This window comes from Streptomyces sp. NPDC057565 (genome assembly GCF_042801455.1).
Taxonomy (GTDB): Bacteria; Actinomycetota; Actinomycetes; order Streptomycetales; family Streptomycetaceae; genus Streptomyces; species Streptomyces yanii.
Genome location: NZ_JBHVFU010000069.1, coordinates 1 through 19,757, shown reverse-complemented (window position 1 = coordinate 19,757; position 19,757 = coordinate 1). Strand labels below are relative to the sequence as shown.

Annotated in this window: 11 protein-coding genes and 1 pseudogene; 10 read left to right on the top strand and 2 right to left on the bottom strand. The window is 68.6% G+C overall.

The window, feature by feature from the left end; genetic code table 11:
• Positions 1 to 8: 8 nt before the first annotated feature.
• Positions 9 to 242, bottom strand: a complete 234-nt coding sequence (locus ACFU8W_RS45455) for a hypothetical protein (RefSeq protein WP_384051134.1) — start codon at positions 240 to 242, stop codon at positions 9 to 11.
• Between the two features lie 958 nt (positions 243 to 1,200).
• Here ACFU8W_RS45455 and ACFU8W_RS45450 point away from each other — a divergent pair.
• The 9 genes from ACFU8W_RS45450 (at position 1,201) to ACFU8W_RS45410 (ending at position 17,815) form a co-directional block, all read left to right on the top strand.
• The gene (locus ACFU8W_RS45450; protein WP_384051131.1) at positions 1,201 to 3,438 is read left to right on the top strand and encodes a discoidin domain-containing protein; all 2,238 of its coding nucleotides are present in this window, start codon (positions 1,201 to 1,203) and stop codon (positions 3,436 to 3,438) included.
• Between the two features lie 229 nt (positions 3,439 to 3,667).
• Positions 3,668 to 5,734: a glycoside hydrolase family 97 protein gene (locus ACFU8W_RS45445; protein WP_384051128.1), complete on the top strand. Its 2,067-nt coding sequence runs from the start codon at positions 3,668 to 3,670 to the stop codon at positions 5,732 to 5,734.
• 361 nt (positions 5,735 to 6,095) lie between these two features.
• Positions 6,096 to 7,082, top strand: a complete 987-nt coding sequence (gene galE / locus ACFU8W_RS45440; protein WP_384051125.1) for a UDP-glucose 4-epimerase GalE — start codon at positions 6,096 to 6,098, stop codon at positions 7,080 to 7,082.
• 106 nt (positions 7,083 to 7,188) lie between these two features.
• On the top strand, positions 7,189 to 8,298 hold the full coding sequence (locus ACFU8W_RS45435) for a hypothetical protein (protein WP_384051122.1): 1,110 nt from the start codon (positions 7,189 to 7,191) through the stop codon (positions 8,296 to 8,298).
• A 345-nt stretch (positions 8,299 to 8,643) separates the two neighbouring features.
• Positions 8,644 to 10,500: a stealth family protein gene (locus tag ACFU8W_RS45430; RefSeq protein WP_384051119.1), complete on the top strand. Its 1,857-nt coding sequence runs from the start codon at positions 8,644 to 8,646 to the stop codon at positions 10,498 to 10,500.
• On the top strand, positions 10,497 to 11,438 hold the full coding sequence (locus ACFU8W_RS45425; protein ID WP_384051117.1) for a hypothetical protein: 942 nt from the start codon (positions 10,497 to 10,499) through the stop codon (positions 11,436 to 11,438). Before ACFU8W_RS45430 ends, ACFU8W_RS45425 begins: the two co-directional genes overlap by 4 nt.
• 9 nt (positions 11,439 to 11,447) lie before the next feature.
• Positions 11,448 to 14,321, top strand: a complete 2,874-nt coding sequence (locus tag ACFU8W_RS45420) for a stealth conserved region 3 domain-containing protein (RefSeq protein WP_384051114.1) — start codon at positions 11,448 to 11,450, stop codon at positions 14,319 to 14,321.
• A 58-nt stretch (positions 14,322 to 14,379) separates the two neighbouring features.
• Entirely contained in the window at positions 14,380 to 16,383 is a 2,004-nt protein-coding gene (locus ACFU8W_RS45415; RefSeq protein WP_384051111.1) for a PIG-L family deacetylase, read from the top strand.
• Between the two features lie 43 nt (positions 16,384 to 16,426).
• A complete protein-coding gene (locus tag ACFU8W_RS45410; protein ID WP_384051108.1) occupies positions 16,427 to 17,815 on the top strand; it encodes a GDSL-type esterase/lipase family protein in 1,389 nt (462 codons plus the stop codon).
• A gap of 219 nt (positions 17,816 to 18,034) precedes the next feature.
• On the opposite strand, the pseudogene ACFU8W_RS45405 reads toward ACFU8W_RS45410, so the two are convergent.
• Positions 18,035 to 18,226 (bottom strand): annotated as a pseudogene (locus tag ACFU8W_RS45405) (integrase); the annotation flags it as partial.
• 563 nt (positions 18,227 to 18,789) lie between these two features.
• Between ACFU8W_RS45405 and ACFU8W_RS45400 the strand changes: the two are divergent.
• Positions 18,790 to 19,641 carry an IS5 family transposase gene (locus tag ACFU8W_RS45400; RefSeq protein ID WP_384051105.1) on the top strand — a complete coding sequence of 284 codons (852 nt, stop codon included), beginning with the start codon at positions 18,790 to 18,792 and terminating at the stop codon, positions 19,639 to 19,641.
• The last annotated feature ends 116 nt before the right edge of the window (positions 19,642 to 19,757 follow it).

The window sequence follows — 19,757 nt, the reverse complement described above, 5'->3', positions numbered from 1 at the left end:
CGGATGCTCTACCTTTCCGTAAGTAGGTTTGAGCCGGCGATTCGTAAGACCGGTGGAACCGAGGATTCCGGGCATACCTTCATGCGGGTGGCCGCCCTGCCGTACTGGTCGATCCAGCTGGAGTTCACCTCGCCGGTACGGAAGTCGGCGACCTGGGCGTGTTCGTCGACGGTGATCATGCCCGGGGCATCGATGTGCGGTCCGGGCGCGTGGTGTTGGGTCGGGTCCAGCGCTGCGATCACCTGGGACGCACTCCCTGATGGCCTCGCACCCCGCGTGGTTCCATGGCGCAGGAGCGCGAGTTCGCGCGAGGCGGGAACCGCATGTCGGTTGCGCTGATCAGCTTGGTCACCGCCACCTTTCGCCTGCGGCGGGTAACGCCCTGACGCTGTCTCGGGTTCATGGCGACCATCCATCGTCGTGTGTCAACGGCATGTCCCCTGCAACGGCGGGCCGCTATACATCCGATCAATTTACAGGGACGATCTGTGTCAGTGTCCATACCTGGGATGCAATGAATGCAGTCATGACCCCGTGCGCCCTCAGTTACCTGGGCAAACGTGCAGGATCTCGATGGCCACGGAAGGAGTGAAGGTATCCTATGTTTCCGAAGAACTCCTACTTATTCCCAATGCGGTTGTCAAACTTGGCTCGTGACTGAGTGTGGTCACCTCATCCAAGGCAGGCAGCACGGGTGGGTGAACTGCTCTCGAAGGGACGACCGTCGCGGAGGAGTGCCCACAGGGCGTTCAGGCGGCGGTGCGCGAGGGCGATGACAGCTTGCTTGTGGGTCTTTCCCTCGGCCCTCTTGCGTTCGTAGAACGCCTTTGAGACGGGGCAGTGCTGGGCAGCGACCTGGGCGGACATATAGAAGACCCGCATGCGGCCGTGACGGCGGCGCGGACGCTGCTGTCATCGCTGGCGTCGGGGTTTTTGTCTATTGCCAGTCCGAATCCTCTGCTCGCACGAAGGATCTCGACGACCAAGAGATCTGGGTCAAGAGGTCTAGACCGCTGTCGGAAACACGGGTATACCTTGCTCGATTCCGATTGAATGGAGGTTGGAGTGCGCATGAAAAGACATGCTGCTCGGCTGGTCAGAGGGATGACGCTCGCGTTGTTCCTGCCCCTCCTGGCAGTGCCGTCAGCAGCTTCCGAACCAGTCCCCGCGAACACCGACGTCAACCCCCGCCCTACCGTGGTGCCTGCTCTTCAGCAGTGGGAGGGCGGGACGGGTTCGTTCGAGTTACACAAGCACAGCCGGATCGTGCTGGCCAAGGAGCAGGCCGACGAACTCGGCGACCAAGGCGCGCAACTCTCTGCCGAGATCGAAGAAGTGACAGGGCGCAAGCTGGCCGTGTCCCCCCGAATTCCGCAGAACGGTGACATCGTCCTGTCGGTCGATCCCTCCCTCGCCGACGCGAAGGATGGCGCCCGGTTCGCCGAGGAGGGCTACACCTTCACGGCCACCGATCGCAACGTGAAGATCGCTGCGCCGACGGCGAAGGGCGTCTACTACGGCACCCGTTCGCTCCTGCAGATCCTGCTGCTCGACGACGGCCGAGATTCCGTCCCCGTGGGCACCGCCGTGGACTGGCCGAACTACAAGGTGCGGGGCTTCACGCTGGACGTGGGGCGGCGGTTCTTCACCGCGGAGTTCATGCGTGACTACATACGCCTGATGGGCTGGTTCAAGGTCAACGAGTTCCAGATCCACCTCAACGACAACGGGTTCAAGAGGGACCTGCCCTGGAGCGAGGCCCAGGCCGGCTTCCGGCTCAAGACCGACAACCCCGCGCTGTCCGGGCTCGCCTCGAAGGACGGGGCCTACGACCGGCGCGACTGGGACTCCTTCGAGGACACCGCCGCCGCCAACGGCGTCACGCTCGTCCCCGAGATCGACGCCCCCGCCCACTCGCTCGCCTTCATCCGGTTCCGCCCGTCGCTCGGCCTCAACAATGGCGACTCCGACCACCTGGACCTGTCCAAGCCGGAGACCACCGCGTTCATGAAGTCGGTGTTCGACGAGTTCACCCCGTGGTTCCGCGGCCCTGACGTGCACTTCGGCGCCGACGAGTACACCGTCGACAAGCCCCGCTACAAGACGTACTTCAACGACATGGCGGCCCACATCCGCACCCTCGGGAAGCATCCGCGCGCCTGGGGCAGTCTGTCGATCATGGCACCCAACAGGGACGGCTACGACCGCGACGTGACCCTCAACAGCTGGAACAACAGCTGGTACGGGCCGCAGGCCGCCAAGCGCGACGGCTACACCTTCATCAACACCAACGATGCGCTGCTCTACATCGTCCCGTTCGCGAACTACTACCACGGCCGCGGACTGGACGGAAAATACCTCTACGACCAGTGGGAGCCGAATGTCTTCCCCGGCGGCCAGAGCGTCGCACCGGGAGACCCTCAGCTCCTCGGCGCGATGTCCTCGGTGTGGAACGACCGGACCTGGACCGACTACTCCGAACTGGACGTGCACCCGCTGGTCGAGCCCACCTTCGGTGTGCTGGCGCAGAAGATGTGGAGCGGCACCAAGGCGGACGTGCCGTACAGCACCTTCATGTCGACCGTACGCAAGCTCGGCGTGGGCACGGGCATGACGAAGGTCTCCACGACACTCGCCGCGTCGGCGTCGGGAGAGGTGAGCCTGGGGAAGGAGGCGACCGCCTCCGCCGGTGAGGCGGCCGCGGCCTTCGACGGGGTGCGCACCACCAACTGGGCCAGCGGCCCGGGAGATGAGGCATGGCTGCAGGTCAACCTCGGCAAGCCGGTCGTGGTCAGCAAGGTCGAGCTGGACTGGGGACCCGACTACGGGCGGGACTACGAGGTCCAGGTGTCACGTGACGGCGAGAAGTGGACCACCGTCGCGAGCCGTACCGGCCGCGAGGCCGCGGGAGTCGACACTCTGACGTTCGATCCGGTCACGGCACGGCACGTACGGCTCGTCGGCACGCAGGCCGGCAAGAAGCAGAACGGGTACGCCCTGTGGAGCATGCGCGTCTTCGAGGTGCCGGACCTGGCGCTGCACCGGCCGACCACCGCTTCCTCGACCGAAGTGGCGAGCCTGGGACCGGAGAACGCCACCGACGGCGACGGCAAGACCCGATGGGCCAGTGCCTACCGCGACGATGAATGGATCCAGGTCGACCTCGGCTCCCCGCAGGCCGTCCAGCGTGTCCTGCTCGACTGGGAGAACGCCTCAGGTCGTGACTACGACATCCAGGTCTCCGACGACGCCGCCAACTGGAAGACGGTGGCCTCGGTTCGGGGCAAGCCGTCCGGCGCCCGCGTGGACGAGCTCACTGTGGATCCGGTGACCGCCCGGTACGTGCGCATGCAAGGCATCAAGCGGACAACCAACTGGGGCTACTCGCTGTGGCGCCTGGAAGTTCGTTCCATGAGCCCGGAACCCGACCCCGCGTAACCCGCGAGAGGGCACCGAGGCTTTGAGATCATGAGGGATCCGCACCGGTCGTGGCATCGCCCGCGCGACTGGCGCGGACTCCCCCGAGTCCTCCCCTGCTGCCAAGCACACCAGGGCATGACCGGCCGCACATCCGCGCACCCTGCGTCTGCCGTCATCGCCGGGGCATCCAGGACGCGAATGCGGATGCCACCCAGTCAGTAGCCGACCAACTGTGATGGAGTGTGAAATGCCCGCGAAGCCGCACCGCCGTGCCGTTCTGGGAGCCACCGCCGGCGCGGTGCTCACCGGGGCACTCGCCGCCACCGTCAACGCGCATGCCTACGCGTCCGAATCCGCGTCCTCCTCCGACGTGACGCCCGGCCCTGTCGTGGTCGCCTCGCCGGAAGGCCAGCTGAAGGTGACCATCCGAGTCGCCGATGGACGCCTCTGGTACGAAGTCAGCAGCCGCGGGCGGGCCCTGGTGGCCTCGTCCGGGTTGGGGCTCGACCTGGCCGACCGGCCCTCGCTCACCGAGGGGCTGGTGGTGGAATTCGTCGAGCGCAGAACGATCAACGAGTCATGGCGCCCGTCGTGGGGCCCCGACGCGCTCGTCCGCAACCATGCCAAGGAATGCGTGGTTCGGACCAAGCAGCGGACGAGTGGGATACAGCTGGACCTGATCGTCCGGGTCTTCAACGACGGTGTCGGCTTCCGCTACCGCCTGCCCGCGCAGGCGGGGCTCGACGCCTACACCGTCACCGCCGAGCGGACCGAGTTCGTACTGCCGCCTACCGCCACGAGTTGGTCGCTGGCGGCGGGCACCGACTGGAGAGCCGACGAGCGGCACTACCGGCAGGCCCCGTTGTCAGAAGTGAAGACCGCGCAGACCCCGCTGACGTTGGCCACCCCGGACGGTCAGTACATCGTCGTGCACGAGGCGGCGCTGATCGACTATCCGAGCATGACCCTGGCCGCCGAGACCACCCGGCCCGGTACCTTCACCAGCGAGCTGATCAGCCTTCCCGACGGCACGAAGGCCCGGCTGTCGGGCGAGTTCTCCACGCCTTGGCGCACCCTGGTCATCGGTGACCGTCCCGGTGATCTCGCCGAATCGCACCTGATCGAGAACCTGAACGAGCCGTGCGCGCTCGCCGACACGTCGTGGATCTCGCCCGGCACCTACGTCGGTGTCTGGTGGGAACTGCAACGGCGGTACACGACCTGGACCGAAGGACCGCGCCACGGGGCGACAACAGATCGGGTCAAACAGTACATCGATCTCGCCAAGGAGGCGGGCGCCCACAGCGTGCTCGCCGAGGGATGGAACACCCGCGCGGGCGGCAGCTGGACCGGCCAGGACTTTCTCACGCCCCAGCCGGAATTCGACCTGCCCGAGGTGCTGCGCTACGCGCAGGCCAACGGCGTCGGGTTCACCGCGCACAACGAGACCCGCGGCTTCGTCGACTACTACGAGCAGAACCTGGACAAGATCTTCGCGCGGTACGCGGAACTCGGCATCCACTCGATCAAGACCGGCTACGCCACCAAGTTCGAACTGGGCGGGGTGCGGCGCAGCCACTTCGACCAGGAGGCCGTACGCCACTACCAGCGGGTCATCGAGACCGCGGCCCGCCACCAAATCGTGATCATCGCGCATGAGGCCATCAAGCCGACCGGGCTGGCGCGCACCTACCCGAACATGATGACCGGCGAGGGCGTCGCCGGGATGGAGCAGCAGAACTACATGGGCCCGCTCGGCAATCCACCGGAGCAGGCCACCATCCTTCCGTTCACCAGGTTCATGGGGGGACCGGCCGACTACACCCCGGGCGTGCTCAACGTGACCTGGGACCCGGCCAGGCTCGGTACCCGCGTGCAGACGACATCGGCCGCACAACTCGCCCTGTACTCGGTGTTCTTCAGCCCGCTGCAGATGCTGGCCGACACCCCGGAGAACTACCACTCCCACCCGGGATTCGCGTACTTGAAGGACATGCCGGCCAGCTGGGACGAGACTCGCTTCCTGGACTGTGTGATCGGCGACTACACGGTCGCCGCCCGCCGCAAGGGTGACACCTGGTATCTCGGCGCGATCACCGACGAGCAGGACCGAACACTGACGGTGCCCCTGCGGTTCCTCGGACCGGGCCGTCACAGCGCCGAGATCTACAGCGACGCCGACGACACCAGCTGGCACGACAACCCGCTGCCGATCGACATCGAGACCAGGACCGTGCGGGCGTCCACCGTGCTGAAGCTACGACTCGTCGCCGGCGGAGGCACCGCGATCCGCTTCCGCCGCGAGCGTTCCTGACAGCCCGGCCGACGGGAGCCAACAGTCGCGTTCAGCGACAGACTGATCGAAGGCGGGTTGCGACGGCACCCTGGGGCGGACGGTCTGTGTGAGCGGGAGGCCGGTGTCCGCGCTGTGTGTCGTCGCGCGGGCCCGGCCGGTTCCTGGCGTACGGACCGATCTCGCTCACTCGGAAGCCCTCCCACTGTCGGGTGCAGGCGGCCAACCCTGGCTGCCTACACCCGCTGGTCTATGCCCTCATGTCCACCGCATCCCAACCGCGGAGAGTTGCTCGATCCATCACGCGGCGAAACTCAGTAACCCACGAATTGCGCAGCAGAATCTGGAACGTGACGTGGGAACGTCGAACTATTATTCGTTCATGACTTGGTTGATCACGGGCGGGGCGGGCTTCATCGGTGCGCATGTGGTGCGCGCCATGCGGGGGGCCGGTGAGTCGGTCGCGGTGTACGACGACCTCTCGACGGGCGACCGCTCGCGGGTTCCCGCGGACGTCCCGTTTGTGCAGGGATCGACTCTCGACGCAGCTCAGCTGCGGCGTACCCTGACGGACCTGTCGGTGCACGGCGTGGTTCATCTCGCGGCGAAGAAGCAGGTCGCCGAGTCCGTGGAACGCCCCCTGTACTACTACCGGGAGAACGTGCAGGGTCTGCAGACCCTGCTGGAGGCGGTCGCCGACAGCGGCGTGCGCGCCTTCCTGTTCTCGTCCTCGGCGGCCGTCTATGGCATGCCCGATGTGCGGCTTGTGACGGAGGACACTCCGTGCGACCCGATCAACCCCTATGGCGAGACCAAGCTGACCGGTGAGTGGATGGTGCGCGCCGCCGGGAAGGCGCACGGCATCGCCACCGCCTCGATGCGGTACTTCAACGTCGCCGGCACGGCCACACCGCTGCTCGCCGACAGCGGCGTGTTCAACCTGGTGCCCATGGTCTTCGAGAAGCTGACGCAGGGGGCGGCCCCCGTCGTCTTCGGCGACGACTACGACACCGCGGACGGCACCTGCGTACGTGACTTCATCCATGTCGACGACATCGCCTCGGCGCATCTTGCCGCGGCCCGTGCCCTCCTCGACCGGGAGCCGGGCACGGACCTGACGGTCAACATCGGCCGCGGCGAGGGAGTCTCGGTGCGCGAAATGATCGAGCTGATCGGTGAGGTGACGGGATACGGTGCCGCTGCCAAACCCGTGAATGCCCCGCGCCGGGCCGGTGACCCTGCCCGCGTCGTGGCCGCCGCCGATCGCATCCGCGCCGAGCTGGGTTGGCACCCGCAGCACGATGCGCGTGCCATGGTCGCTTCGGCGTGGGCCGGGTGGTGCCTGCGGATGCCGCAGGCGCTGCGCTGAACCGAGCATCGACGACCCGCCGGGCGGGCCGACGCTGAGCATATGATGTGTCGGCCCCGTGAGGACAAGATGAAGAACTAGTGAAGCAGAGAGGGTGTTGCGGGTCATGCGGAGAAGAGGATCGGGCGCCGCGAGCAGTGCCCACCCTCTCGCCCCGTCGTCCGGGTGCCACCAGGTCTCCGGAACGCTGCGCGGCTGCTGGATGCCGCTGGGCAAGGACGGCAGGCTCACGCTCTACGCCCGCACGGACGGCGGTCTGTTGCGCTGGACGCAGCGGAGTCCGGGCGGGGAAGGGTGGGACGGCCCGGAGTTCGTGCCGATCGCGGACCTGACGGACCTGACGGTCATTCAGGGCGCGGATTCGTACGTGCACTTTCTCGGGCGGCGCGAGCGCCGTGGTTCCGACGGGCCGGGCGTGGACATCGTGCACGCCATCCAGTACCAGACCGGTCGTCCCGTCACCGACTGGCGCTCCCTCGGCAATTTCTACCGTGACCGGGAGGCGGGCCGGAAGGTCGGTGCGCCGGCCGGGGTCGTCGACGCGCAGGGCACTGTCTTCGTCTTCGTGCGCAACGCGGGTCGCGGACTGCAGGTGCGCCGCGAGGAGAAGGGCGGTAAATGGGGAGCCTGGCAGGACCTCAAGGGGGTCGGGCTCGCCGCCGAACTCGTGGCGTCGGTGACCTCGAGCGGGCTCGTGGAGGTCTTCGCGCCCAGTGATCGCGGAGTGCAGCAGTGGCGCCAGAATCATCCGGACGGCTCGCTGCAGATCGCCCCACCCTTGCAGCTCTATGCGCTGCCGGGTTCCGTGACGGCGCTGGAGACGGCGCCGGACCGCCTCACCTACTACTGGGTCGATGCGAACACGACAGGGATTGTCGCCTACCGGGCGGGCGCCTGGCCCGTGCCGGTGGGCGGGCACTCGGGGGGCGGTGCTGTAGTGGCGCTGCGCGCCCCGCTCGACGGCTACGACTGCACGGTTCTTGCGCAGCGCGGGGCGGGCGGCACCCTGCTGATCGGGGTCTGCGGTACTGAGGGGGAGCAGCGCGGCGTCTGGTGGTCGGACACCGCCGAGGAGTGCGTCGGTGACCCCGCCCTCGCGCTCGACGGACATGGTCGCGTCGTCGTAGCGGTTCGTGGTCGGGGCGGGGGCGTGTCCGTCGGCCGGCAGGACTTGGGTCCAGGCCTCACGTTCTCGCCGCACTGGCACAGGCTGTGAGCTGCCGGGGAGGCGTCCCGGACCGCCTTTCAGTGACAAGCGGCATCGGCTCGTCACCTCGATGTTATGTGATGTTTTCGTGAAGTTGTAAACGGTTGTACGAGCGGGCGGTGGGATTCCTCACGACCATGTGTCGCATATGCCCACTTTTTCGGCTGGACGTTGATCGGCTTTTTGTGTGAAGGTTCTGTGACTTGCTCGCCGGTGGGCAGGTCTGACCGTCCAGTGGAACGGTTTGCATGGTGGATGACAAGATTGGTCTCATACCGCCCAACGTCTGGGCACGAGGTGGTGTCCTGGCCGCGGTAGGCGCTGGACCGCAGTGGCGTGGGTGGTGGATGCCTCGTGGTCGGTTCCGGTAACCCGGAGGCGGGATCGCTGGTCTCGGCCTATCGGTCCGTGGTGCCGGTGGGCGCACGAAGGGGCATAGTCAGCAAGGTGCCGGCCCCGCTGCGCTCCGCCGTCAAGTCCTCGCTCACCTCCGTCGACGCCATCCGGTCGGCGACGGTCGTCTGGGCAATGGGCGGCCGCCGCAAGGTGCCCCGGCACAGTGCGGCCACCGCGCAGCGGGTGGTGCGCATCGAAGGCCGGCACATGCGTGCCCTGCTCGTGGAGGGCGCCACGGCGTGGGCGGCCCGGGCTCGCAATCTGCATATTCTCGTCTCCGCGCTGGAGGCCGGGGACGTCGAATACTTCTGTGTCCGCGGTACCACGAAGGACGTCCCGACGGTCGCGGTGCCCGTCGCACTGCGTGAGTCGGCGGAGGAGATGCTCCAGATCGCCTTCGAGCAGACCCCGGGCTACGTGGGCGCGGCCACCGCATCGGAGTCGGGCATGCGACCGGGCGACGACGACAAGTCCTGGCGCCAGCTGCGCAAGCACGACGCCCTCCGGCTTGCCTGGTACGTCACCGATCCCACACAGCACCTCGTCTTCGGTGGCGACCAGGGGTGCGACCTCGAGTTCTGGACGGAACGGGACGGCCAGTACGAGGCCCCCCGCCCCAATCGCGTCGTCGATCTGGTCCCCGCGGACACGCCGCGACCGGCCGTTCCGCAGGCCCTGTTCGCCCTCGTACCCGGCGCCTACACCACCGGCGTCACGCGTACCCTGCCGGAGTTCACCCAGCCGCTGCCGGACGACCACCTCTTCCCCATCGACGTCGTCTACACCTGGGTCGACGACTCCGACCCGGTGTGGGCGGCGGAACGGGACGCCGCGCGCTCGGGGCGCCCCGGCGCGCCTGTCTCGAATCTGCACGCGCAGGCCGCCAACGACGCGCGGTTCACCAGCCGCGACGAGCTGCGCTACTCGCTGCGCTCCCTGCACCAGTACGTACCCTGGGTGCGCAACATCTACCTGGTCACCGCCGGGCAGGTGCCCGCGTGGCTCGATACCGACGTGCCGGGCCTGCAGGTCGTCGACCACCGCGAGATCTTCTCCGACCCCACTGCTCTGCCGACCTTCAACTCGCATGCCATCGAGAGTCAGTTGCACCGAATAGACGGGCTGTCCGAGCACTTCCTGTACCTCAACGACGACGTGTTCTTCGGCCGCCCGCTCACCCCCGGACACTTTTTCCACGCCAACGGACTGAGCAAGTTCTTCCAGTCCAAGGCGGTCGTGCCGACGGGCTCCTCGAGCCACGACGACCTGCCGGTGAACGCCGCGGGCAAGAACAGCAGGGCCCTGATCGAGCGGTCCTTCGGCACCCGGATTGCGCAGAAGATGAAGCACACCCCGCACGCACTGCGCCGCAGCGTCCTCGCCGACATCGAGCTGGTGTATGGCGAGGAGCACCGCCGCACCCAGCACTCACGCTTCCGCTCGCCCCAGGATGTACCGATCGCCTCGTCCCTGCACCACTACTACGGCTTCCACACCAGCCGCGCGACCGTCGGCAACCTGCGCTACGTCTATGTGGACCTCGCCGCCGACCAGGCCCAGCGCCGCCTGAACTCGCTGCTCGCCCGCCGCGACTTCGACACGTTCTGCCTCAACGACACGGTCGTGCATCCCGACCCCGAGGCGCAGGACCGCATGGTCCGGTCGTTCCTCGAGAGTTACTTCCCCGTCCCCAGCCGATACGAGCTGCCCGACGGGGCCACCGGTCCCACCCGGCTCATCGACCGCCGCATCCTGCCCCCGAGTCTGGACGCGGTCCCCACCCACCACGGCCTCGCCGACGGAGTCGCCCGATGAAGCGCCGACGAATCCTGCGCGCACTGCGCCGCCGGATGCGCCGCCAGACCACTCGCGTCCGGTCGGTCCTGCTGCGTCGGTTCTTCCTGCCCCGGCGCAAGGGCCGGGCGGCCGTACTCCGCTATGCCGCGGTGCTCGACGGGCAGACCGTCAACCTGCACGCCCGGATGCCGCACTGGGTCCGGCCGGAGGAGGGGGCCCGGATCGAACTGAGACGCCGAGGCCGTCGGCTCGCCACAGCCGCCAAGGTCTACGCCGACCACGACGGAGGCGTCGTGATGGACGCCGCGATCCTGCTCGGGCAGGACGTGAGCGGCTTGCCCCTGACCCCCGGCCGCTGGAAGATCCGGCTGCGCCTGTCACGGGGGCTGCGCCGCCGCACGCTGCCCCTGCTCCTCGTCGACCTTCCCGTGCCGTACGGCGGCCCGACGCGGCCCATGGAGGCATCTGCGGCGACCGGGGCGCGTTACCGGCTGGGCCGTAGTGTCACCGGGAGCGCCCGGGTGACGTTCAGCCCGCCCCAGCCCTCGGCGGAGGTCGTGCGTGTCCACGTGACCCACAGCCAGATCGAGGTCACGTTCCGCGTGGTCGGAGGTGAACCCGAAGCTCCCTGGGCCGAGTTCGTTGCCTCCGGGCGTTGTCTGGAGGTCGACGTTGACCGGTTCGACGGAGGGCTGTGGCAGGTGTCCGTGCCGCTGCACCTCATGGCGCCGCGCCGCGACCACGCCGAGCAGTGGGACCTGGTCCTGTGCTCGGACAACCTGCGCGACATGCGCCTGGGGCGACGCCTGCACGACGTTCGCAACCCCGGGCGGGTCTTCGCCTTCCGGCAGACCGCGGTGACGCCCGTCGGCCGATACCCCATGCTCGTGCTGCCCCGCTACACGCCCGCGGGTAACTTCCGCATCCAGTGCAGCCCGATGACGGAAGCCGCGTAACCGCACACAATGAAGATCACCTTTCTCCTGCTCACTGCGGACGCCGTCGGAGGTACCGAACGAGCAGTGTTCAACCAGGCCGCCGAACTCGTGGGCAACCACGACGTCCGCGTGCTGAGCATTCTCAAGACTCAGCCGCAGTTGTTCTTCCCGATCGACGAGCGCATCCGTGTCGACTATCTGATTGACCGGACCGGGCCCGCTTCCGTCCCGATCCGCCCCACCGGCCTGGCCGCCGAGGCATGGGCGCAGGTGGCCGACCGGCCGAGCACCCTGGTGGACCCCGCCTGGGAAGCGGCGTTCAACAGGCTGACCGACCTGGAACTGGAGTACGCACTCCAGCACACCGACACGGATCTGCTGATCACCACCACACCGGCGCTCATGGCGCTCGCGGTGCAGCTGGCGCCCCCGCACGTGATGACGCTCCACCAGGAGCACCGTGTTTCCGAACTGCGGGGCCCCAGCGCCGAACCGCTGCTGCGCTACGCCTCCCGCCTGGACGCGCTCGCCGTGCTCAGCAACCGCACGCGCGACTGGTTCGCCGAGACCCTCGGTCACAGCGCGCCCCGTATCGACGTCGTCCCCAACGCCCTGCCGCGCGGGTTCCGGCCACGCTCCACCCTGGAGACCCGGACCGTCGTCATCGCGGGCCGTCTGGTCGGCGAGAAGCAGATCGACCACGCCATCACCATCTGGGACACCGTGGCCCGCCGCCACCCCACCTGGACACTGCGCATCTTCGGTGACGGCCCGCTCGCCGGTGCCCTGCGGCGACAGATCGACGTGCTCGGCCTGCAGGACAGTGTCCAGCTCAACGGCAACTCCCCCCACCTGGCCGAGGAGTGGGCCAAGGCCAGCCTCGCTCTCATGACTTCCCGCAACGAGGCCTTCCCGCTGGTGCTGACCGAGGCCCAGGCCGCCGGTGTGCCCGTGGTCTCCTACGACTGCCCCAACGGCCCGCGCGAAGTCGTCCTGGACGGGCAGACCGGCATCCTCGTGCCGGCGGGCGATACCGATGCCGCCGCCGAGGCGCTCATCCGGCTCATCGAGGACGCCCCGCTGCGCCACGGCATGGGGCACGCGGCCGCCGAATCGGTCGCCCGGCTCGCTCCGCCCGTGGTGACCGCGATGTGGGAGAACATCTTCGCTGAGTTGGAAAGCGAGCGGGCGTCCGGGGAGCGTGAGGCCCGCAAGGCGGAGCGGCAGGCCCTGCACTCCTTGATGAGCGGCCAGGAAGGGATCCTCCGTCCCGCCGCCCCGGCCCCCGCCACCTCCATCGACACCAAGGAGCAGCGGGCCCTGGAGGAGCGGCTGCTCCGTTCCGACCGAGGCCTCGTGCGCGACGGCGGACAGCTGTGCCGTCGGATGGGGAGTGAATCGCCCTGGGACGTGGTCCAGCACAATCTGGCGCTGGTCGCCACGGCCCTGGAACACGCGCAGATCCCGTACTTCGTCACCCGGGACACCAACGTCCGGCACGCGGTTGCCGTCCACGCCTCCAACCGGGAGCTCGTGCTCAAGGCGCTCACCGCCGCGCACGGCGGCAGCGCCGTCTACGTGGCGCTGCTCAACGAACGCCAGAGCCCGACCACTACAGTCCTCGCCGCCTTCGCCGAGCGGTACGCCCAGACCCCCTGCTCGGCCGTGCGCGTATACCAGAACGGCGTCACGCCCGCCCGCACCCTCCGCCTCGCCGGGGTCTACGGCTGCACCATCAACTTCTGGGAGGAGGACCCGGAGGACCCGTACATGATGGTCTCCCCGGTCCGCACCGTGGTGGGCGACAAGGTTCCCAAACAGACCATGCACGTGACCGGGACCGTGCTCGGCGGGCGCACCTATCCCACCATCGAGCCGTATGCCCATGCCGTCCACGGAGACGTCAACTTCCCCATCGACGCCGTGTACACATGGGTCAATGGCGGCGACATCGCCTGGCTGGAGCGGAAGAACGCGGTGATGCGCGCCCTCGGCATGCAGACCGAGGACTCCGCGAGCAGTGCCGCCCGCTTCCGCGACCGGGACGAACTGCGCTACTCGCTGCGCTCCATCGACATGTACGCCCCGTGGATCCGCACCATCTACCTGGTCACCGACCAGCAGGTGCCGGAATGGCTCGACCTGAGCCATCCGCGGGTCCGGGTGGTCGACCACAGGGAGATCTTCGCCGACCCGTGGGTGCTGCCGACGTACAACTCGCATGCCATCGAGAGCCAGTTGCACCGAATAGACGGGCTGTCCGAGCATTTCCTGTACTTCAACGACGACGTGTTCATCGGCCGTGTGCTCCAGCCGAGCATGTTCTTCCACAGCAACGGCGTCGCCAAGCACTTCATGTCTCCGACGACTGTGCCCATGGGGCCGACCACGACCGGCGACGAGTTCAACATGAGCGCGGCCAAGAACAACCGCGGCCTGATAGCCGGCACCTTCGGGCAGGTTCTCGCCCACTCGTTCCTGCACGCGCCGCACCCGCTGCGCCGCAGCGTCCTCGCGGACATCGAGCGCTACTACCCGGATGCCGTCGCGGCGACCGCCGCCAGCCGCTTCCGCAGTCACTCCGACCTGGCGATCGCGTCGTCGTTGCACCACTACTTCGGCTTCCACACCCAGCGTTCGGCACCGGGCAGCATCAACTGCGGCTTCGTCAACGTGGGTCTGAGCGAGCACAAGCAGCGGCTCTCCCGCCTCCAGCTCAACCGTCCGCATGACGTCTTCTGCCTGAACGACTACCACGACGGCGATGTCACCGAGGACGAGCAGGATGCCGTCCTGGCGGCGTTCCTGCCGTCGTACTTCCCGGTGGCCTGCCAGTTCGAGGCAGGTTCACCGCGCAATCAGCGCTTCCACGCCGGGCATCTGCCGGGGTGGCCGCTGTGAGCGTGTCCCGCACCACCTGCCGTTCGTCAGCCGCGCCCGATCGGAGCGTCCACCGACCATGACCCAGCCCGCCGAGGCGAACTCCACCTCGTTGTTCCAGGTGTTCGCCCACGCCGACGACGATCTCTACTTCGTCAATCCCGATCTGTACCGGCTGCTGGCCGCAGGCCACCGTGTCACCAGCGTCTACCTCACGGCCGGCGAGGCCGACGGGCGCAACGTGGACACCCGTGACCCGCTGCGGGAGCAGGCCCCGGTCGACTTCGCCGGCTACATGGAGGCACGCCAGAACGGACTGCGCGCCGCCTACGCCACCATGGTCCTCGGCAAGAGGGAAGCCCCCTGGGTCCGGGAGCCGGTCGAACTCGTACCGGGCGTGGCCGCGGAGCGGTGCTATCTGTCGGAGGCGCCGCACGTACAGCTCTTCTTCCTGGGCCTGCGGATGGCGGACGCCGCACACGGCTTCCCCGCAGACCAGCCGTCGGCCCGGCTGACCAGCCTGTGGGACGGACGCGCCGCCCGTCAGCCCACCCTCGTCGCCGCCGAGTCCGAGCTGCACCAGCCGCAGGTCCTCGGCCGCGAGGACGTCGTAGCCGCTCTCGCGCAGCTGCTCTCCTACGCGCAGCCCACGCTGTTGTGGACCATGGACCCGGACCCGCTGCACGAGTCGTACGACGAGGCACGCGGCATCACCTCCAGCGACCACGCCGACCACACCGCCACAGCCCAGTTCGCCCGCGAGGCGCTCCGCCGTCACCTGCGCGCCGGAGGCCGTCCGCCGCTGACCGAGCACTTCACGGGCTACGGCAACAAGAACTGGCCGAGCAACCTGAGCGAGCGCTCCCACGCGCTGAAGAAGTCCCTGGTCGATGTGTACGCGGGGGCCGACGGCCACGCCTGTGCGCACCGCTACTGCGGCGACCTCCAACTCGGCGACGGAGCCGACATCCGCCGTTACGGCTGGAGCACGCGAAGCCGCTACCCGCAGGGCACCCAGTGGCTGCACCGGCAGACCGACGGCCGGCTCGCCGCCTACGCGGTCCTCGGCGACCAGGCCGCGGTGTGGACGGAGACCGAACCCAGTGCCGGACGCTTCGAGGGACCGCTCCTGCTGCCCGGCGGTGACCTCCTGCCGTGCCTCGCTGTCGCCCCCGACCGCACCGGCGGCGTCCACCTGGTCGGACTGCGCCGCGTCCCGGGCGCCGAGGGCCGGGTCGATGTCGAAGTGGTGCGCATGTGGCGCCAGGCGCACACCGGCTCCGTGCTGCCCTGGGAGTCCCTCGGCAACCCCGACGAGACCACCCGCGACTGGCGGCGCTGCCGCGAGGTCGGTGTGCCCGCGGCCCTGGTGGACCCGGCCGGCCACCTCCATGTCTTCGCACGGAACTTCTCGGTGGGCGTCAGCATGCGACGCGAGACGCCGGAGGGGCTCGCCGCCTGGGAGGCGCTCGGCGGGCGCTGGATGCAGGACTCCCTGACCACTGTGCTGCGATCCACGGGCCGTATCGACATGTACGCCACGAACCGCACCGGCGGGGTGCGGTGGCGGCAGGACGCCGTATACGGACCGTTCAAGCTGGAGGACCAGCTGGTCACCGGCGTGCCGGAGAGCTGGCGGCCGGCCTCCGGCCTCACTCCCGTGCAGGTCGGCCGCAACCGCATGGCGTTGCTCTACCGGGAGGAGGACTCCGGAGCGGTGATGCGCCACCAGCAGCGCCCCAACGGAACGTGGGAGCAGCGGGTGCAGCGGCTCAGCGACGACGGTGGCACCGGAGCGGTCGCCGCGGCCCGGCTGCTCGCCCCGAACCATGACCTTCTGGTCGTCGCCCGCAGGGACGAGCAGAGCAGGCCCGCGGTGACCGTGCTGTCCACGGACGACCACATCTCGGTGCGGCCCGACTGGGAACGCCACGAGATCCAGATGGTCGGGGCACCGGCGATCGCCGCCGACGCGCACGGCCGGGCGGTCGTCGCGGTGCTCGGTACGGACGGCCGGCTGCACTGGGCGCGGCAGGAAGAATCTCGGCCGGGCGTCGGCTTCGGCCCCTGGCAGGCGTGCTGACCCCTGACCCGGGGCCACGCGACAACGGAGACGAGAAGAAGACATGCGAAAGATCTGCGTCATCGGCAACTCGGTGGCCGCCTCCCGCGCCGCAGAGGAGGCGCCGCTCGCGGGCTGGGGTCAGTACCTCGAGGAGTTTCTGGGGCCCGACTGCGACGTACGCAACTACGCGCGCGACGCCATGACGCTGCGGGACTACTACACCGAGCGGTTCGCGGCGTTGCTCACGCTCGTCGGTCACGGTGACCTCGTGCTCATCGCCTTCGGCCATGTCGAGCAGCGCGTCAACCAGCTCAACCGGTACCACGGCCCGCGGGAGTACAAGGAGTATCTGCGGCTGTATGTCGAGGCGCTCCGGGCCGAGGGTGCCGTGCCGGTCCTCGTGACCCCGGCGGCCCGCTGCGTCTTCGACATCTCGGGGAGTCCGGTGGACACCCACGACGGCTACCCGCGGCTGACTCTGGAGGCCGCCGCGGAACTCGGCTGCCCGGTCATCGACATGACCGCTTCCACCACCCAGCTCCTCGCCGAGCTGGGCCCCATGCGGGCCCGGGGTCTCTTCCGGTGGCTGGACCCGGGCGAGCACCCGGCACACCCGCACGGCATCGTCGACGCCTCCCATTACAACCATGCCGGGGCCCGAGAAGCGGCGCGGCTGGTGGCGAGCGGTCTGGCCGGCCTGCCGGGACTGCCGCCCGGGATGGTGGACGTCCAACGTCTGGTGCCGGGGCAGATGCCGCCGGTGCAGACCGAGTTCACCGTGCAGCAACCGCAGCTCGCGCTGACCGCGCAGCCCGAGGTGGCCGTCGCCCCGGCCGTCACGTCACCGGCCCCCGCCGAACTGGTCGGCGCCGGACGCAAGCTGACAGGAACGGCGCCGGCAGGCGCCGAGTACGTGTTCTTCTTCGAGGAGGGCGACTACCTCGGGGGGACCCGCACCGCCGATGACGGGACATGGCAGTGGCGGCGCGCCGTGCAATGGCCCGCCGGCCAGCACAAGGTGACCGCGATCGCCCTCGCGGGCAACGCGGTGTCCACGGCGGCGGAGACCGAGTTCGAGGTCCTCGACCGGCTGGAGGCGCCCGAAACGATCGGGCCGCGCAGGGGAGCGTGGAGCGGCCCCCGCCCCCGGTTCTCGGGCAAGGCCGGGCGCGGCGTCCAGAAGGTCATGGTGCTGGAGCAGGGCCGGCTGATAGCCGAGACCCCGGTGCGGGACGACGGAAGCTGGCGGGTCACGCACCCCCACGACTGGCGACCGGGCACCTACACGGTGGAGTTCGTCGCGGTGTTCAGCGCCATCCACTCACCTCCGGCGCGTCTGGAGCTGAAGGTGCACGGCGTTCCCGAGGACAGTTGGCTGCACACGTCGATGTCCGCGCGCCTGCCCTGCGGCCCGGACTGCGAGCACTATCCAGCCCTGCCCGTCTGGTGACGCGGTGCGGGGCCGTCACGAATACACGGTCCTCGGCCCCCCCACACACCTGGCACCCACTTCCTCCACCCTGCGCCGTAGTTCACGTCGGCGGTGACCACGGTGCACGGGCGTCCGAGCCGCCCCACGAGCTCCACGTCGTGGTCGTCCGCGCTGCCCGCCGCCGACTCCACCCGTACCCCGGGCACTCTGCGGGTGCCGATTAGTCATCCGACCTGCTCAGGCGGCATGTTGGTACTCATGCAGGGTTCCGCCAAGTCGGTCTCGTCGGTGGACCTCCAGATGCGCGATCTGTCCTGGTTCGGTGATCGGTTCAGGTAGCGGGCGGAGCGGGGCGGCTTGGCCGGGGGCCCGGTGCGGCCGATGCCCGTTGTAGAACGATTCGAACTCTTGGAGCACGTGCAGGAGGTTGAACATTGCCCGATCTTGGTGGCAAATTACTAACTGTTATGTGGCAAGGGCGAGTTGGAGTCGAGCGAGATGGCTGTGGCTGGCCCGGTCGAGGGGGTGGCCGTTCCACCAGGCGTGCAGGCGACCGTGGTCACCCGCGTCGCTCTCGCTCGGGGGACGGTGGAGGTGGCATGATGATCGGCCGTGCTGTTGAGACTGGCGTACCTGGGGCATGACGAACGCCTTCGCGATGCTGCGGCTGCTGCCGATGAGCGCGTAGTGCTTCGAAATGGCTTCACCGGCTGTGAGCTGGGCCTTCGGTTGATGGTCAGCTGGCTCGGTGGTACTCGTTGATGAGTCCAGCAACGGCTTGTCGGCGTTCGATCCGGGATGCGGGTAGGGGACGACGCTCGGGTCGTCGTAGGGTGCCAGCTGGCAGGGGCTTTACGTCTGCCCGCAGCCGAGGCGACCTGTGCGGCTTAGAGCGACCGGCAGTAGGTCGGGATCGGAGGGGGAGATCAGAACGGGCACAGGCCCTGCGTGATCATTGAGTTCTCTACGCTCTGTGACCGCGAAGGACGGCTGTGCCCGCGCTGCCATCTTCCCTGCTGGAACCCGCCTGGGTCCAGTTCGCCGCTCTGCTGCCCGAGCGCCCGGCATTCGCCCCGGGTCATCCCCTGGGATGTCACCGGCGCCGGATACCGGACCGCGTCGTGTTCGAGCACGTCGTCCAGGCCCTGGTGCACGGCTCCGGATACGAGCGGATCGCCTCACCGCACTGCTCGGACCGCACCATCCGACGCCGCGTCAAACTCTGGGCCGAACTCGGCCTGGCCCGCAAGCTGCACGAGATCGCTCTGGCGGCTTACGACCGGATGATCGGCCTGTGCCTGGACGAGCTGTCGGTGGACGGCTGCATCACCAAGGCGCCCGGCGGTGGGGACAGGGCCGGCCGGTCCCCGGTGGACCGGGGCAAGCAGGGCCTGAAGCGGTCGGTCGCCGTCGAGGGGGCCGGGGTACCGCTCGGGCTGGTCGCCGCGGGTGCCAACCGCCACGACTCCCCGCTATTGAAACCCACTCTGGACGATGCCAAGGCGCAGGTCGGCGTCCTGCCGGACCACGTGAACGTCAACCTCGACCGCGGCTACGACAGCGGTAAGTCCCGTGCTCTGCTTGGTGAATTGGGCTTCACAGGCGAGATCGCCCGCAAAGGCGTGCCCGCCCCGGTCCAGGCCGGCAAGCGTTGGGTGGTGGAGCGGACGCACTCCTGGATGAACGGCTACGGCAAGCTGCGGCGCTGCACCGAGAAGGACAGCGAGGTCGTGGACTTCTACCTCTACCTCGCTGCCGCCATGGTCACGCTCCGTATCCTGATCCAGCGCGCCCGCACCCGCTACCGCTGGGACACCCGCCCCACCACTCGACGGCTGAAGTGACGCCTACTGCCGGTCGCTCTTAGCTTGATCTTTAAGCCTCCTCCTCGGTTCCACCGCGTCGAGGCCTGTCCACTTTGCGTTGTTTCTTGCCGACTGGGTGGCGGGGCGCGGGGGTG